Below are 16,638 nucleotides of genomic sequence, written 5' to 3'. Positions count from 1 at the left end.
CTTACCTGTGCTGCGCCCGAAGGCGGCAATTTCTTCAAGCCGTCTTCTTGACCTTGGAGGCGCGAATGCTCTCGGCGGCGCGCTCGACGCGGGAAAGGCCCTCGCGGGCTTCCTCGGCGGTGACCACGAGCGGCGGAAGAAGGCGGATGACATTGTCGCCGGCAGGCACGCCGAGCAGATGGGCGGCGCGGATCGCCTGCAGCAGTTCGGCTGAGGGAACGGCAGCCTTGATGCCGAGCAAAAGCCCTTCGCCGCGCACGTCCTCGATCACATCGGGATAACGATCCTTCAGCGAGGCGAGGCCCTGGCGGAAGACAAGTGCTACGTCGCGCACCTGCTGGAGGAAGCCATCGGCAAGGATGATGTCGAGCACGGCGCTGCCGACGGCCATGGCAAGCGGATTGCCGCCATAGGTCGAGCCATGCGTACCGGCCTTCATGCCGGAGGCGGCCTCTGATGTGGCAAGGCAGGCGCCGAGCGGGAAACCGCCGCCGATGCCCTTGGCGACAGCCATGATGTCGGGGGTGACGCCCGACCATTCATGGGCGAAGAGCTTGCCGGTGCGGCCGACGCCGGTCTGGACTTCGTCGAGGATCAACAGCAGGCCGTTCTCGTCGCAGAGCTGGCGAAGCGCCTTCATGAACTCAGGCGTGGCAGGACGGACGCCGCCCTCGCCCTGCACCGGCTCGATGAGGATGCCAGCCGTGGCATCGGTGATCGCGGCGCGGACCGCTTCGATGTCGCCGAAAGCCACCTGATCGAAACCCGGCGCCTTGGGGCCGAAACCTTCGAGATATTTTTCCTGGCCACCGGCGGCGATCGTCGCCAGCGTCCGTCCGTGGAAGGCGCCTTCGAAGGTGATGATATGGAAGCGCTCGGGATGGCCCTTGGAAAACTGGTAGCGGCGCGCCGTCTTGATCGCGCATTCGAGCGCCTCGGCGCCCGAATTGGTGAAGAACACCTTGTCGGCGAAGGTAGCGTCCGTCAGCCGTTTTGCCAGACGCTCCTGGCCGGGGATCTCATAGATGTTCGACAGGTGCCAGACCTTGTCTGCCTGCTCCTTCAGTGCGCCGACCACATGCGGATTGCTGTGGCCGACGGAGGTGACGGCGACGCCGGCGCCGAAATCGAGATATCGCTCGCCAGTTTCGGTGATCAGCCATACGCCCTCGCCTCGCTCGAACCGCAGCGGGGCACGAGAATAGGTGTCATAAAGCGGCGCGGCTTCAGCCATGGCGCGATCTCCATCAAAGTTGCCGGGCAATGACTCCGGCTAAGGAAACCAGGCCCGAAAAATCAAAAATGCCGCCTTGCGGCGGCGAGTGGCACTATTTCCTTTTCGCGCTGCAATGTCAACAAAACGGCGCCCTTAGCGTATGCAGCACAGGTGTACAGCGGCATTTTCAGTCTTCAACAGGCATTATTGCAGAAATGCCACGCAGGGACAGCAAGTTGGGGAAAACTACGAATTCGATTCATCCGGATTCATGCGACTCTTGTCACGGAGTCAGGCTCACACTAGGTTAAAGATCAATTACTAGACTGCATGCGGCGGAACTAGTCACCAAAATTGATCAAGCGTTTCTTGTTTCGGAGCTCCCGGGACAACGGTGAGGGATTCTGCCATCACCAACGCAAAAGGTGGAGACAGGGCATGAACTGGACAGACGAGCGGGTCGAGAAACTCAAGAAGCTTTGGGCCGAAGGACTGAGCGCGAGCCAGATCGCGGCACAACTTGGCGGTGTCAGCCGAAACGCGGTCATCGGTAAAGTGCACCGGCTGTGCCTTCCCGGCCGTGCCAAGGCCGGCGGCACCAACACCGCGGCGCGAACGCCGAAGCGCAATACATCGGCGCCGCGCGCGCCGAACTTCGCCTCTCGCATCACCACCCGCACCGTCACCCGCCAGCAGGGCGCGACGATGCTGAAGGAAGAGATCGAGATCGAAACGATCGAGGAAATGGAATACGTGCCGAGAGGCAATGTGGTGGTGCCGATTTCCCGCCGCCTCGGCCTGACGGAACTGACCGAACGCACCTGCAAGTGGCCGGTCGGCGATCCGCTGAAGGATGACTTCCATTTCTGCGGCTGCGAGTCCCCCGACAATTCGCCCTATTGCGGTTATCACCAGAAGCTTGCCTACCAGCCGGTGAATGAACGCCGCCGGGCAGCGGCGCGGGCCAGCTGAACGGGCTGACCATCGTTAGAATGCAGAAAACGGGCCGAGTGGCCCGTTTTTTTATGCGCGGATGGAAGCTCAGGTTTCCCTCCGTCATGCTCGGCCTTGTGCCGAGCATCTGATCACCTCAACTACTTGAGGGAAAAAACTTTATTTTCAAATACTTCATTTGGCGTGCGCAGATCCTCGGCACAAGGCCGAGGATGACGTCGCGGGTTTTGCCAGGGCTCAGCAGGCTCAGATGAAAGCCCTCAGGCTTCCATCGAATAACCGGCGCCGCGGACGGTGCGGATGACGTCCTGCATGTTGGAGAAATTCAGCGCCTTGCGCAGGCGGCCGACATGGACGTCGACGGTGCGCTCGTCGACATAGATATCGTGGCCCCAGACACCATCCAACAGCTGTGAGCGGGAGAAGACCCGGCCCGGCGACGACATCAGGAATTCCAGCAGGCGGAATTCGGTGGGGCCGAGGCGGACTTCGCGGGTCTTGCGATGGACGCGATGGGTCTCACGGTCGAGCTCGATGTCACCGCATTTCAGCACCGTCGACAGCACCTCGGGACGGGCGCGACGCAGCATCGCCTTGACGCGGGCAACGAGTTCGGGGGTCGAAAAGGGCTTGACGACATAATCGTCGGCGCCCGTCGACAATCCGCGGACACGCTCGCTCTCTTCGCCGCGCGCCGTCAGCATGATGATCGGCAGACGCTCGGTCTCCGGCCGCATGCGCAGGCGCCGGCAGAGCTCGATGCCGGAGACGCCGGGCAGCATCCAATCAAGGATGAGAAGATCGGGCGTGCGCTCCTGAAGCCGCATTTCGGCTTCGTCGCCACGAAGGATGGTATCGACCTCGAAGCCTTCCGCTTCGAGATTGTAGCGAAGAAGCACGCTGAGGGCTTCCTCGTCTTCAACAACTGCAACTCTCGGGATCATGCGTGTCGGTCTCCTCGCGCATGATCCTTAAACCAGGGTGATTTAAGCAATGCATCCTGCGCAAATTTAAAAATTGGCTGCGACCTCTTTGCGCGCCCGGACGGGCGCGCACGCAAGCGGCGGGGTGTGGGCAGTTATTCGGTGACCGCGCCGACGGTGTTGGCGCTGTCGTCCTTCGGCCGATCGCCTTCCGGCTGCGCGCCTGTCGTCATGTAATAGATCGTCTCGGCGATGTTGGTGGCGTGGTCGCCGATGCGCTCGATGTTCTTGGCGCAGAAGAGAAGATGCGTGCAGCTGGTGATGTTGCGCGGATCTTCCATCATGTAGGTCAGGAGCTCGCGGAACAGCGAGGTGTACATCGCGTCGATCTCGTTGTCGCGTTCGCGGATCGCATTCGCCTTGTCGGCGGAACGATTGGTGTAGACGTCGAGCACTTCCTTGAGCTGGACGAGCGCCAGCTCGGACAGATGCTCGAGGCCGCGGGCGAGCTTGCGGGGAACGCCGGTGCTTTGGACGGCGATGACGCGCTTGGCAGTGTTCTTGCCGAGGTCGCCGACGCGTTCGAGATCGGCGGCGATGCGGATCGAACCCATGATTTCGCGCAGGTCCGCGGCCATCGGCTGGCGGCGGGCGATGGTGACGATCGCCTTGTCGCCGATTTCGCGTTCGGCGTGATCGAGGATCACATCGTCGGAGATGACCTTCTGCGCCAGCGCGGTATCGCCGTTGACGAGCGCCCGTACGGCTTCGGCGACCATCTGCTCGGCCAGGCCGCCCATTTCGGAAATCCGCCTGGACAGGAACTTCAGATCATCATCATAGGCAGAATAAATATGTGTCGATGCCATGGGGCTTTATCCTCGAATAACGGAAAGGCTTGGTGACGCCAAAATCAGCCGAAGCGACCCATGATATAGTCCTGGGTGCGCGGATCGTCGGGATTGGTGAACATCTTGTCGGTGTCGTTCTCCTCGACGAGATTGCCGAGGTGGAACATGGCGGTGCGCTGCGAAACACGCGCGGCCTGCTGCATGGAATGGGTGACGATGACGATCGTGTAGTTCTCGCGCAGCTCGTGGATCAGCTCCTCGACCTTGGCGGTGGCGATCGGGTCGAGCGCCGAGCAGGGCTCGTCCATCAGGATGACTTCCGGGCTGACGGCGACGGCACGGGCAATGCAGAGGCGCTGCTGCTGACCGCCCGACAGGCCGGTGCCGGATTCGTGCACGCGGTCCTTGACCTCGTTCCAGAGACCGGCGCGCTGCAGGCTGGTCTCGACGATCTGGTCGAGATCGGCCTTCGACTTGGCAAGGCCATGGATGCGCGGGCCATAGGAGACGTTTTCATAGATCGTCTTCGGGAACGGGTTCGGCTTCTGGAAGACCATGCCGACGCGGGCACGAAGTTCGACGACGTCGATATCGGGATCATAGATATCGTCGGTATCCAGCGTGATCTTGCCGGTGACGCGGCAGCCGTCGATCGTGTCGTTCATGCGGTTGAGGCTACGCAGGAAGGTCGACTTGCCGCAGCCGGACGGGCCGATCAGGGCGGTTACGGTGTTTTCGCGGATGTTCAGGTTCACATCGAATAGCGCGCGCTTTTCGCCGTAGTAAACCGAGACATCCTTTCCGATCATCTTATACGGGACGTTGCTCATCTTGTGATCCAGCGCCTTTTCAACTGCAGCTTCCGTCAACATGTTCATGATCTTGTAACTCCGTTTACCAGCGGCGCTCGAAGCGACGACGCAAGAGGATGGCGCCCATGTTCATGACGATCAGGAACAGGAGCAGGACGATGATGGCACCCGAAGTACGCTCAACGAAGGCACGTTCGGCCTCGTTGGCCCACATATAGACCTGTACGGGCAGAGCCGTCGAGGGATCGAGCGGTGTCGTCGGCGCGTTGGCGACGAAGGCGACCATGCCGATCAGAAGCAGCGGCGCGGTTTCGCCGAGCGCATGCGCCAGGCCGATGATCGTGCCGGTGAGGATGCCGGGCATGGCGAGCGGCAGAACATGGTGGAACACCATCTGCATCTTCGAAGCGCCGAGGCCGAGGGCCGCGGCGCGGATCGACGGCGGCACGGCGCGAAGGGCGGCGCGCGTCGCGATGATGATCGTCGGCAGGGTCATCAGCGTCAGCACCAGGCCGCCGACCAGCGAGGCCGAGCGCGGCAGGCCGATGAAGTTGATGAAGACGGAAAGACCGAGCAGACCGTAGACGATCGAGGGGACCGCAGCGAGGTTGTTGATGTTGACCTCGATCAGGTCCGTCAGCTTGTTCTTCGGTGCGAACTCCTCGAGATAGATCGAGGCGGCGACGCCGATCGGCAGAGCAAGCACGAGGACGATCAGCATCAGGTAGAGCGAGCCGATCAGGGCGACGCCCAGGCCCGCGGCCTCCGGACGGCTGGAATTGCCGTTGACGAAGAGGCCGGTATTGAACTGCTTGTGGAGAGCGCCGCTCGCCTTCAACTCGTTCATCCAGCCGACCTGCTTGTCGTTGACCTTGCGGTTCTTCTCATCGACCGACAGATCGATCTGGCCCTTGTTGGCGCTGTCGACATTGGCGTCGGCAAGCACCGTGACATTGACCGTCTTGCCGATGATGGACGGATCGGCGACGACCATGTCGCGCAGCTGGACCGGCGCACCCTTGGAGAGCATGGCGGATGCATCGCGCACATCGGGACGGCTCGCGGCATTGACGTTCAGCTGCTTGACGATCGCGTCGCGCAGGAGAACCGGATAATTGGCGGCGATCAACACCGAAGGGTCGGTCGCACGCTTGTTGTTCGGGTCGATCGTCTTCTCGGAGAATTCGATCGGCAGGGTGATCGCCGTCTGCTGGAAGGCGGTATAGCCCTTGCCGATCACCGTCCACAGCAGGATGAACAGGAAGACGAGACCGAAGGTGATGGCGGCGATGCCATAGGCCTGGAACCGGCGCTCGGCGGCATAGCGGCGCTTGATGCCGATATCGCGGCGCACCGGCGCCTTGGAAACGGTGACGCCTGATGTGGGAGAAACAATATCCGTCATTCGTACTGCTCCCGGTATTTGCGCACGATGTAGAGCGCATAGATATTGAGGCAAAGCGTGATGCAGAACAGGGTGATGCCAAGGGCGAAGGCAACCAGCGTCTGCGGCGAGGTGAACTCAAGGTCGCCGGTCAGCTGGTTGACGATCTTGACGGTCACCGTCGTCATCGGCTCGAAGGGGTTGATCTGGATGCGGGCGGCGACACCGGCGGCCAGCACGACGATCATGGTTTCGCCGATGGCGCGCGAGGCGGTCATCAGCAAGGCGCCGACAATGCCGGGAAGAGCGGCCGGCAAAACCACTTTCTTGATGGTTTCGGAGCGTGTGGCACCAAGACCGAGCGAACCGTCACGCAAGGTCCGCGGCACGGCGGTGATGATGTCGTCCGACAGCGAGGAGACGTAAGGGATCAGCATGATGCCCATGACGATGCCGGCCGTCAGAACGCTCTGCGCCTGGATGAAGTTGCTGTAGTTGCCGGACAGAAGGCCGCTGATCTGGGCAGAGAAATCGCGCAGGAACGGGCCGACGGTGACGAGCGCGAAGAAGCCGTAGACGATCGTCGGAATGCCGGCGAGCACTTCGAGGAGCGGTTTGGCGACGCCGCGCAGCTTCGGCGAGGCGTATTCGGCCATGTAGATGGCGGCAAAGAGGCCGACCGGCACGGCGACCAGCATGGCGACCAGACCGATATAGATCGTGCCGAGCAGCAGCGGGATCAAGCCGAACTGGCCGAAGGACGAGCTGCCGGCGCCGGCAAAGCGTGGATCCCAGACGGTGCCGAAGAAGAAGTCCATGGCGGGAACGGCCGCAAAGAAGCGGGCGGCTTCCGACAGCATGGAGAAGACGATGCCGATCGTCGTCAGGATGGCGATCGAGGAGGCAAGCAGCAGGCCCCAGAGCATGACGCGCTCGACCCGGTTGCGGGCGCGGAAGCGCGGAGCGATGGAACGCAGCGCATAGAAGGCGCCGGCAACGGCGAGAGCGAAGACGATCGCCGTCATGGCGATGCGGCTCGTCATGCTCATCGCGTTGAGCTTTTTGGCGGCGTCGAGCATGTAAGGCAGCGGCTGGCTGGCAAGCGGCACGCCCTTTTCGAGGAGCTTGGCCTGCAGGGCAGCCGGATCGTTGGCGACCGCGGCAGTTTCATCCGAGGTCAGCATCGTCATGCCGCGGGCAACCGTCGCCACCGTCGAATAGCCGAGATCCTGCTCGACTGCGGCTTGCGCTTTGATGTCGTCGGGGAAAGCACCGCGAACCGAGGACTGGATGATGCCGGGGCTGATGGAGAGCCAGAGGCAGAGGACGAGCAGGGCGGGAAGAACTGCCCAGATCGCCGCATAGGCGCCGTAATAGACCGGCCGTGAATGCAATGCGGAGGATCGGCCTCCGGCAAGCGCCGTGGCACGACTGCGCGCGACCAGATAGGCGGCGGCACCGATCACCACAAGGCACAAAAGTATGATGGATGTGCTCATTCGTTACGTCCCCAGGCCCATAGCCCCCAAAAAGCCCGGCAGCTTCATCAGCCTGCCTTCAGCTTCCAATCATGGAGAAGGAATTCCAACCCTGCAGCTCCAGAACCGCTGGCGCGCAGGGACATAAGCAACGCCGGCGCGGGCCAAGAAGGACCGCGCCGGCAAAATGATTACATGGACTTGCCTGCTTCGACGTCCTTGCGGATTGCGTCGCGCTCTGCGTCCGGAGCGGCAACGAGGCCGTATTCGACGAGCGGGCTGTCAGGGCCGATCATCTGGTCGGATACGAAGAAGTTGACGTATTCCTTCAGGCCCGGAACAGCGCCGAGATGTGCCTTCTTGACGTAGAAGAACAGCGGGCGGGAAACCGGGTAGGTGCCGTTGGCGATCGTTTCGGTGGACGGAACGATACCGCTCATGCTCGCAACTTTGAGCTTGTCGGCATTGTTTTCATAGAAGGAAAGGCCGAATACGCCGACGCCGGTCTTATTGGCGGCGATGCGTGCGAGGGTTTCCGGATAGTCGCCGTCGATGTCAACGGCAACGCCGTCCTTGCGGACTGCGACGCAGGCCTTGCCCTGGGCAGCCTTGTCGGCGATTTCCTTGGCGATGACGTCAGTTGCGCCCGAAGCCTTGCAGCCGGCGGCGAGAACGTTCTGTTCGAAAACTTCGCGGGTGCCGTGCTTTTCGCCCGGGATGTAGGCAGCGATATCAACAGCCGGAAGCTTCGGGTTGACTTCCGACCACTTCTTGTAAGGGTTGGCGACGAGCTTGCCGTCGACGACGACCTGGGCTGCGAGGGCCTTGTAGATGTCGGCAGGAACGTAGGCGACGTCAGGGTTGGAAGCGTCGGTTGCGAAGACGATGCCGTCGTAGCCGATCTTGACTTCCTGGATGTCGGTTACGCCGGCAGCCTTGCAGGCTTCGGCTTCGTTCTTGTTGATCGGACGCGAAGCGTTGGCAATGTCGATGGTGTCTTCGCCAACGCCCTTGCAGAATTCCTTCAGACCAGCGCCCGTGCCGCCGGATTCAACGACCGGCGTCTTGAAGTTGGTGAAGGTTTCGCCGAAGGACTCGGCAACGATCTTTGCGTAAGGCAGGACGGTGGACGAACCAGCAACCTGAATCTGGTCGCGGGCGACGGCAGCGCCAGCGAAAGCAGCAGTTGCGGCGAGCGCGGCAACGGTGAGCTTAAAGGTGTTCATGTAAATCTCCCGGCATTTGGGCTTGTGTGAGTGCGGCCTTAGAGAGGCCCTCGCATTGCCTTTTTTCATCGGCGAGACTCTCTTAGCGCTGTAAGCACCGTCCTTTTATGTCAAAGCCGTGAAACATTTGTGACAGGTTACGTTATTGATTTATAATGATTTATTTTAAATAGGCCAAACGATCGTGCCGGGCGGCCGGCAATGTTTGCCGGTCAATCCACCTCGCGTTGTAAAAATGGCTGCAGATAGGCGAGCGGTTGCGGTCACTTCCCGCTTGCGGCCGCCACCTTCTGCCCGCTCGCGGGGCTAAGGGACATGCCGCAGCGTCTCGACTCCCTCTTCTCCCCTCGGGGAGAAGGTGCCCGTAGGGCGGATGAGGGGGCCAGCGAAGCCGGTCTTTCCTATGACCCGGGCAACGGTGCAGGCGTCGTCTCGACCATCGTCAAGGCCCTTGCGCAGGCATCGCGGAATAGGTTTTACGTGAGGTTTTGCCGTGCGGCCCCCTCATCCGCCTGCCGGCACCTTCTCCCCGAGGGGAGAAGAGATTTGCGGCAGCCTCTCCGTTCCTCACGCGACACATACGTCAGAAACGGACGGTAAAATCAGTGCCCTTGCCGACTTCCGACTTGACGATCAGCCGCGCGCGGTGGCGGGTGAGGATGTGCTTGACGATGGCAAGGCCGAGGCCGGTGCCCTTTTTCGAGCGGCTGTCCTCGATGCTGACTCGGTAGAAGCGTTCGGTCAGGCGCGGTACATGCTCGGCCGGAATGCCCGGCCCCTTGTCGACGATGCTGACCTCGACCGGCTGGCCGGTGCCGTTCTTCAGCCAGACATCGACGATCTCGCCCTCCTGGCCGTATTTACAGGCATTTTCCATCAGGTTCTCGAAGACCTGGACAAGTTCGTCGCGGTCGCCCAGCACCTCGACCTTGCCTTCCGGCAAATGCAGGTTGATGTCGACGCCGACATCCTTTGCCAGCGGCACCAGTGAATCCCGGACATGGCCGAGCAGCGGCACCAGATCGATCTTCTCATCAGGCGCGATGTGCGATTTCAGCTCCAGACGGGAGAGCGACAGCAGGTCGTCGACCAGCCTGCTCATGCGCGTCGCCTGATCGAGCATGATATTGAGGAAACGCGTCTGCGCCTTCAGATCGTTCTTCGCCGGCCCCTGGATGGTCTCGATGAAGCCGCGCAGCGAGGCAAGCGGCGTGCGCAGCTCATGGCTGGCATTGGCGACGAAATCCGAGCGCATGCGGTCGATGCGGCGGACCTCCGATATATCGCGGAAGGAGAGGATGAAATAGCGCTCACGTGGACCGTCCTCAGCGGCGAATTCAATGGGGGCGCTGCGCACGATATAAACGCGCTCGGAGGGCAGCCGCTCGGAATGCTCGATCTGGTTCGGCGCGTTGGTGGCGATGGTTTCGCGCACCATGTCGAGCACGCCGGGCGAACGCATACGGGCCGATATATGGGCGCCGAGCGCCACCTCGCCGAAGGCCTTTTCGGCAGCGCGGTTCTGGAAGAGCACCGAGGCGTCTTCCGACAGCAGCATGACGGGGATATCGAGGCCCGAAAGTGTGGCGGAAACTTCCGGCAGGCGGCTTGGCGGCGCCTCCGGCTTGATTTCCACCGGCAGGGCGGGTTCTGCCTCGATGACGGGCGCCTCATTGAACAGCGCGGTGAGGATCATCACAAGCAGCAGGGCGAGCACAACCCACTTGTTCATGCCGGCGGCAAGCGCCGCGAGCGCGCTGAGGATCGCCGCAAGCAGCACCGGCCGTTCGCGCCTTATGCGCGCCAACAGGCTTTTTCTCCATGGAGTTTCGTCTGGCAAGTGCCCTCGCGGCGTCGATTCGTTTTTCGTTATATTGAACTCTGCCTGATAGCGGCAATTCATGACAGAAGTTTTCGGGTTGCCGCGTCCCAAGCGAAAGGCAGCAGCCGAAACCCATGAAAAATGGCCGGCCGGCCGCGAGAGATTTGATTTTCAACGGTAAATATGTTCGCTTGGAGGACGAGAAGCGATCGGGCTGAGGAGGCTGATATGGACGAGGACATCGAAAACAGGGCCGTGGAGCTGGAGATCCGCGGAAAGAAACGCACCTTCGATGTCGACGACCCCGCCCTGCCGAACTGGGTGGACGAGCACGCGCTGGAATCCGGCGACTTCCCTTACAAGAAGAAGCTCAAGGAAGAGGACTATCTGGAGGAGCTGGAGAAGCTGCAGATCGAACTAGTCAAGGTGCAGTTCTGGCTGCAGGCGACCGGCAAGCGGGTGATGGCGCTGTTCGAGGGCCGCGATGCGGCCGGCAAGGGCGGCGCGATCTCGGCCTCCTCGGCGCATATGAACCCACGCCTTGCGCGCGTCGTGGCGCTGACAAAGCCGACCGAGCGCGAACAGGGGCAATGGTATTTTCAGCGTTATGTGGCGCAGTTTCCGACCGCTGGCGAATTCGTGCTGTTCGATCGCTCCTGGTACAACCGCGCCGGCGTCGAGCCGGTCATGGGTTTCTGCACGCCGCAGCAATATGAGGATTTCCTCAAGCAGACGCCGCAGCTCGAAAAGATCATCGCCCATGAGGGCATCTTCTTCTTCAAATTCTATCTCGATATCGGCCGCGAGATGCAGCTCAAACGTTTCCACGACCGTAGGCACGATCCGCTGAAAGTCTGGAAACTGTCGTCGATGGATATCGCGGCGCTGACCAAATGGGGCGACTACAGCGAAAAGCGCGACCGGATGCTGAAGGAAACCCATACGGATTTCGCGCCCTGGACGGTGATCCGCGCCAATGACAAGCGGCGGGCGCGCCTCGAACTCATCCGCCACATGCTGAACAAGATGGATTATGACGGCAAGGACAAAAAGGCGCTCGGCACGGTCGACGAGGAGATCATCGGCTCAGGGCTAGGCTTCCTGAAATAGGGCTTTCCGAACAGGCTGGCCCGCAATCGTCACCGGCTCCGCCGGGACCGGCCTTACTGCCCCGGCAGGATGCGTATGGCGAAGAGGTTGATGCCGCGCGCCTTGCCGTCGAGATCGCTGTTGATCGTCAGCGTGCCCGGCGAATTCGGCGCCAGCGAGCGGTCGAACTTCACCTGCAGCAGCGCATCCGACTTTTCCCGGGTGACGGTAAAGCGGTGACGGGCGCAATTGCCGAGCGTCTGGAAATTGCATTCGACGGTGATCTGCGTCGGCTCGTCGGTGGTGGACTGCAGCGTCAGCGCGATCGTCGAGGATTTTCCGGCCAGCTGCTGCAGCACCGATGGCGGCACGCTGATCGAGACATTGCCATCGGCCGCACCGCTTTCGGAAATCAGCCGTACGGCAGGACCGTCATTCTCGGCGATTTTTTCGGTGCGCGCCCGCGGGCCGCTCTGGATCTTGTCGGCGTCCTCAGGCTTGAACAGCGGGATCCAATCGGCCGAGAAACTGTTCTGCGGATCGATGGTCACCGGCTCATCGGTGTGAGAAGCGGCATTGCCGGCGCTGTCGTCATTGCCGGTAAAATCCTCCGGTTGCGTGCTTGCCGGCGGATTGGCGACGCTGGTGTCGCGCTCGGCCGCCGTCATCAATAGGCCTGACGTATGCGCCCACCAGGCGCCGATGCCGATGAAGGCCAGCAGGACGCACCAGACGAGCAGCCTCGAAAAGAATTTGCGTGGCTTGCGCCGGCCTGCCGCCCGCTCCGGGCGGAAATCCATATTGGTGGCGCGCTGACCACGGGCAAGGCGCTCCTCGCCGACGGGGGCGGCAGCCAGATGATCTGTATTGCCGGCATGCACGTCGTCGAGGCTGGACTCGTCGCCGCGGTGCATAACCTCAGGCGCGCGGGTCTCGCCTGACACCATCGGGCCGTCGAACTCATCGGCTTCGGCCTGGTGAACCGGCGGCGCCGGCATTTCCACGACCGGCGGCACGGGCACTTCAGGCGGTCTCTGGCGGGGATGAAGGCGGTCGCGCTCCTCGCCTTCGATGGCGTGGATGGTGCTTTCCAGGCGGTGGCGGTGATGGGCGACGACCTCGGTGTCGGTGATATCCTGCTTGCGCAGCCCGGCTTCCAGCGCCTGGCGGGCCGACTGATAGATCCTCGCTCGAACCTCTGGATTATCGCGATCGGAATTCTCGAGCGCCGTTCTGATGGCCGTTTCTAATCCGCTCACATTCAGTCCTTCACCTTGAATTCGGCATCGGACTGCAATCCCCGCCGTTCTCCATCAAAATTCGGTAACGGCAAGTGCGGCAAACCGCAAGCCTTGCAGGCCCGGCCGCCATCGATCGGCGGGGATATCGGCAGGTTTCACCGCTTGTGGGCCTTATTCTATTAGCTTTCTCGGACGTATATATTCGGGCTGAAATCGACGAAGGCATGGCAGCCGCTCTTTTATCGCCTTTTCATCTCTGTTATGAGATTGACGTTTTCGTAAACGTCAATGGAAGCGACGAACCATGGCCCTGCCCCCGATCCTCAAGGACAGATTGAGACTGCCGGTCATCGGTTCGCCGCTGTTCATCATTTCGCATCCAGCGCTGACGCTGGCGCAATGCAAGGCCGGCATCGTCGGAGCGTTTCCGGCGCTGAACGTCCGGCCGGAAAGCCAGCTCGACGAATGGCTGGCGGAGATTACCGAGGAGCTCGCCCGCCACGACGCCGCCCATCCGGAGCGGCCGGCCGCCCCCTTTGCCGTCAACCAGATCGTCCACATGTCGAACAAGCGGCTGGAGCACGACCTCTCGCTCTGCGTCAAATACAAGGTGCCGATCGTCATCTCCTCGCTCGGCGCCGTGCCCGAAGTCAACGCCGCCGTGCACTCCTATGGCGGCATCGTGCTGCACGACATTATCAATAACCGCCACGCCCATTCGGCGATCCGCAAGGGTGCGGACGGGCTGATCGCGGTGGCGGCCGGCGCCGGCGGCCATGCCGGGACGTTGTCGCCCTTTGCGCTCGTCCAGGAAATCCGTGAATGGTTCGACGGGCCGCTGCTGCTGGCAGGCGCCATCGCCACCGGCGGCGCTATTCTCGCCGCAGAAGCGATGGGCGCCGACATGGCCTATATCGGCTCGCCCTTCATCGCCACCGAGGAAGCCCGCGCCGCAGCCGCCTACAAGCAGGCGATCGTCGAAGGGGCCGCCAGCGATATCGTCTATTCCAACTATTTCACCGGCGTGCACGGCAACTATCTCAAGCCCTCGATCCTCGCCGCCGGCATGGACCCCGACAACCTGCCGCTTGCCGATGTCTCGAAGATGGATTTCGAGCAGGCTGTCGGCGGCGCCAAGGCCTGGAAGGACATATGGGGCAGCGGCCAGGGCATTAGCGCCGTCAAGGCCGTCGAGCCGGTGGCAAAACTCGTCGACCGGTTGGAGGCCGAATACAGGGCGGCGCGCACCCGGCTGGCGCTCTGAGCGCGCCTTCTTGGTCCCTCCCCTCTTTTTTGCCAAAGCCATGACAGGGTGCTTGAAATCTTCCAACAATGGCTGTATCAGCGCCATGCAAATCGCAGGCCGCATGCTTGGGCCGTGAAATGCCGCTTTAGCTCAGGTGGTAGAGCACATCATTCGTAATGATGGGGTCGCAGGTTCGAGTCCTGCAAGCGGCACCATTTCTTTATAAGCCTCTTTTAAAATCCTTCGTTTACCTTTAGCTGCCTTTGGCCACTCGGCAGCGAAAATTTCAGTAATTAGAGCCTCTTCACTCATAGCGGCTGGGCTGCCCTTCATCTACATATGCGCGACCGATATCGATCGAACGAGAGCAGGTTTGCGATTAGGAGGTTCTATGAGGACATCGCTTTTAAGTATCGCGCTTTTCACATTTAGCTTGTCCGCTGCGCAGGCAGCAGACTTCCCTCTCGCCTCATGTGCTGGATGGAACGGAACGCTTGTCAGCAGGACCGGCACCGATTCAAGCACCGCAATTATGAAAGGAAAGGTCACTCAAGCCGATTTCCGGGAATACTGCGAGCGAGACCCAGGAGGTGAGACAACAGCACATGGCGGCAAACTTACTGTAAAGCAGTGCGTGGCAACGTATACAAAAGCGAATGGGAAAGACACCTATCGCTCCACCGCCAATTGCATCGAAGGCACCCTGTCCTTCGTTCCTCCTCGTGGAGAACCGCTGCGTGTCACTTTCCCATTACCAGAGGACGCAGATGTGTCGTGCGCCTCAGGCATGCCGCCGCTGATCGAGCAGTTCAAGCTCCTCTGCCCTCAGGCGGCGCGGGAGTTTCATTTGATGGATGACGAATGACAGGAGGGCCGTCTCAGCACTCCGGTCAACAAAAAGTTGACTACTCGCGGGAGGGTGTTAATTATAGTTCACGGAAATACACGGTTCTCCAGACAGCCGAATTCCAGAAATGGCTGCGCAAGCTGAAGGATCGGAATGCAAGAGACCGAATTGTCACGCGCATCGTTCGTGCGGAGGCTGGCAATTTGGGCGACCACAAATTCTTCGATGGCATCGGGGAATTGAGGCTCGACTACGGTCCTGGGTATCGTTTGTATTTTGCAATGCAGGGCAGCGTTGTCGTTATTCTCCTGTGCGGGGGCGACAAGGGCAGCCAGGAGCGGGACATCAAGCGAGCAATCGAAATGTCCAAGGAGATATGAGATGGCGCTTGAAATCATCCCTTTTGACGCAACCGAGTTTCTGGACACCGAAGAATCTCAGGCCCATCTCATTGAAGACGCGTTTGAAAGCGGTGATGCAGGTTATATCGCGCACGCATTGGGCGTTGTTGCGAAAGCTCGTGGCATGTCACAAGTCGCCCGGGATGCCGGCGTTACTCGCGAGGCTCTGTACAAATCGCTCAGTGAAAAAGGCGACCCAAAACTCTCGACGCTCATCGGCGTAGCTGCAGCTCTCGGATACAAGCTGACAGCGACGCGTGTGGGTGATTCAGATACGCGCGAGGACGAGCGCCGATCTGCTTAGCAGGCACGATCCAAACAATTCGGACGCTGCGGCCGATTTGGCTTCAAACAAAATTTCGAGCCTCGACAGCCGCTTTCTCTGCCCCTCACGGAGATACAGGTCCAGTAGTCGCCCAAGCCGTTATCTGTCCCAATCAAACGACCGTGAAATCCGCAACTACGACAGGAACAATGCCCCCACCAAGCTGGTTTTCTCCCGTGAGACAACAAGCATGGAGAAAATCATGCCCTGCAAGTTCATCGCAATATCGCTGCTTTCGATCGGTCTGGCCGGCCCGGCGCTGGCGCAGACGGCCGGGGGTGCGGATGCCAATGGGCGGCTTTCGGTGGCACCGATTATAGGCGGATCGGGGAGTTCGGGCGCCGGTTCGGCCGGCGCGGGGTCGGCGGGCACTGGTTCTGTCGGCGGCGGTGCAACGGGCACCGGGTCGGTGGGGACTGGGTCTGTCGGAACCGATTCCGGCACCACCGGCAGCACGACTGGCAATGGCGGCGTCAATCTCAACAGCGGCCGCAGCACGATCAATCCCGGCGGGGTCAATCCCAACCTGCAGCAGACGCCGGGTTGCACCAGCGGCAGCGCGGACACCGGCTCGCGGGGCGAGGCATGCCCGCAATGAGGATGAGGTGGCGGTTCGCCTTCCCTTCTGACAAAACGGAGGCCCGGAGCGGAATGGCGCCGGGCCGTTGCTTTCGGCCGCCGCTTCCCTGACATCACGCGAAAACAACCGGTGCTGTCAGAAACCGGTCGCGGCCTGCTTTACCGGCCGGGCTTGAGGTCGTAAAAGGACGGCATCACTCCGCAAGCGGCGCATCGCCCCACATCTCGCCAGCCTGCCGATATT

The 16,638-nt window shown here is 61.2% G+C and carries 16 protein-coding genes and 1 tRNA gene; 8 read left to right on the top strand and 9 right to left on the bottom strand.

What is annotated here, in order from left to right:
- Positions 1 to 34: 34 nt before the first annotated feature.
- The gene (locus tag AC25BC_RS00945; RefSeq protein WP_012755912.1) at positions 35 to 1,234 is read right to left on the bottom strand and encodes an aspartate aminotransferase family protein; all 1,200 of its coding nucleotides are present in this window, start codon (positions 1,232 to 1,234) and stop codon (positions 35 to 37) included.
- 420 nt (positions 1,235 to 1,654) lie between these two features.
- On the opposite strand from AC25BC_RS00945, the gene AC25BC_RS00940 reads away from it, so the two are divergent.
- On the top strand, positions 1,655 to 2,188 hold the full coding sequence (locus AC25BC_RS00940; RefSeq protein WP_012755911.1) for a GcrA family cell cycle regulator: 534 nt from the start codon (positions 1,655 to 1,657) through the stop codon (positions 2,186 to 2,188).
- 242 nt (positions 2,189 to 2,430) lie between these two features.
- On the opposite strand, the gene phoB is transcribed toward AC25BC_RS00940, so the two are convergent.
- From phoB to phoR, 7 genes are all read right to left on the bottom strand, one after another.
- On the bottom strand, positions 2,431 to 3,114 hold the full coding sequence (gene phoB / locus AC25BC_RS00935; protein WP_003545181.1) for a phosphate regulon transcriptional regulator PhoB: 684 nt from the start codon (positions 3,112 to 3,114) through the stop codon (positions 2,431 to 2,433).
- 134 nt (positions 3,115 to 3,248) lie between these two features.
- A complete protein-coding gene (gene phoU / locus AC25BC_RS00930; protein WP_012755910.1) occupies positions 3,249 to 3,962 on the bottom strand; it encodes a phosphate signaling complex protein PhoU in 714 nt (237 codons plus the stop codon).
- A 44-nt stretch (positions 3,963 to 4,006) separates the two neighbouring features.
- Positions 4,007 to 4,822 carry a phosphate ABC transporter ATP-binding protein PstB gene (gene pstB, locus AC25BC_RS00925; protein ID WP_003556197.1) on the bottom strand — a complete coding sequence of 272 codons (816 nt, stop codon included), beginning with the start codon at positions 4,820 to 4,822 and terminating at the stop codon, positions 4,007 to 4,009.
- A 16-nt stretch (positions 4,823 to 4,838) separates the two neighbouring features.
- The gene (gene pstA, locus AC25BC_RS00920; protein WP_003556196.1) at positions 4,839 to 6,161 is read right to left on the bottom strand and encodes a phosphate ABC transporter permease PstA; all 1,323 of its coding nucleotides are present in this window, start codon (positions 6,159 to 6,161) and stop codon (positions 4,839 to 4,841) included.
- Positions 6,158 to 7,639: a phosphate ABC transporter permease subunit PstC gene (gene pstC / locus AC25BC_RS00915; RefSeq protein ID WP_027681884.1), complete on the bottom strand. Its 1,482-nt coding sequence runs from the start codon at positions 7,637 to 7,639 to the stop codon at positions 6,158 to 6,160. Before pstC ends, pstA begins: the two co-directional genes overlap by 4 nt.
- Before the next feature lie 170 nt (positions 7,640 to 7,809).
- Positions 7,810 to 8,844 carry a substrate-binding domain-containing protein gene (locus AC25BC_RS00910; protein ID WP_003556194.1) on the bottom strand — a complete coding sequence of 345 codons (1,035 nt, stop codon included), beginning with the start codon at positions 8,842 to 8,844 and terminating at the stop codon, positions 7,810 to 7,812.
- 583 nt (positions 8,845 to 9,427) lie between these two features.
- Positions 9,428 to 10,651: a phosphate regulon sensor histidine kinase PhoR gene (phoR, locus tag AC25BC_RS00905; protein ID WP_012755908.1), complete on the bottom strand. Its 1,224-nt coding sequence runs from the start codon at positions 10,649 to 10,651 to the stop codon at positions 9,428 to 9,430.
- A 243-nt stretch (positions 10,652 to 10,894) separates the two neighbouring features.
- On the opposite strand from phoR, the gene ppk2 reads away from it, so the two are divergent.
- Positions 10,895 to 11,776 carry a polyphosphate kinase 2 gene (gene ppk2, locus AC25BC_RS00900; protein WP_012755907.1) on the top strand — a complete coding sequence of 294 codons (882 nt, stop codon included), beginning with the start codon at positions 10,895 to 10,897 and terminating at the stop codon, positions 11,774 to 11,776.
- Positions 11,777 to 11,829: 53 nt separating this feature from the next.
- Here the strand turns inward: ppk2 and AC25BC_RS00895 are convergent, their stop codons facing one another.
- A complete protein-coding gene (locus AC25BC_RS00895; protein ID WP_012755906.1) occupies positions 11,830 to 13,014 on the bottom strand; it encodes a hypothetical protein in 1,185 nt (394 codons plus the stop codon).
- Between the two features lie 286 nt (positions 13,015 to 13,300).
- Here AC25BC_RS00895 and AC25BC_RS00890 point away from each other — a divergent pair, with 286 nt between their 5' ends.
- The 6 genes from AC25BC_RS00890 to AC25BC_RS00865 all read left to right on the top strand — a co-directional run bounded on the left by AC25BC_RS00890 (position 13,301) and on the right by AC25BC_RS00865 (position 16,413).
- Complete coding sequence (locus tag AC25BC_RS00890) at positions 13,301 to 14,260, top strand: NAD(P)H-dependent flavin oxidoreductase (protein WP_012755905.1); 960 nt, start codon at positions 13,301 to 13,303, stop codon at positions 14,258 to 14,260.
- A gap of 121 nt (positions 14,261 to 14,381) precedes the next feature.
- Positions 14,382 to 14,457, top strand: a tRNA-Thr gene (locus tag AC25BC_RS00885).
- A gap of 176 nt (positions 14,458 to 14,633) precedes the next feature.
- Positions 14,634 to 15,107, top strand: a complete 474-nt coding sequence (locus tag AC25BC_RS00880; protein WP_012755904.1) for a hypothetical protein — start codon at positions 14,634 to 14,636, stop codon at positions 15,105 to 15,107.
- Complete coding sequence (locus tag AC25BC_RS00875) at positions 15,104 to 15,469, top strand: type II toxin-antitoxin system RelE/ParE family toxin (RefSeq protein ID WP_012755903.1); 366 nt, start codon at positions 15,104 to 15,106, stop codon at positions 15,467 to 15,469. Before AC25BC_RS00880 ends, AC25BC_RS00875 begins: the two co-directional genes overlap by 4 nt.
- A gap of 1 nt (position 15,470) precedes the next feature.
- Positions 15,471 to 15,794, top strand: coding sequence for an addiction module antidote protein (locus AC25BC_RS00870; RefSeq protein ID WP_012755902.1), 324 nt, complete (start codon positions 15,471 to 15,473; stop codon positions 15,792 to 15,794).
- A gap of 223 nt (positions 15,795 to 16,017) precedes the next feature.
- Positions 16,018 to 16,413: a hypothetical protein gene (locus AC25BC_RS00865; RefSeq protein ID WP_012755901.1), complete on the top strand. Its 396-nt coding sequence runs from the start codon at positions 16,018 to 16,020 to the stop codon at positions 16,411 to 16,413.
- The last annotated feature ends 225 nt before the right edge of the window (positions 16,414 to 16,638 follow it).

It is taken from the genome of Rhizobium sp. WSM409 (assembly GCF_057653825.1).
This window is presented reverse-complemented; position numbering and strand designations above follow the sequence as displayed.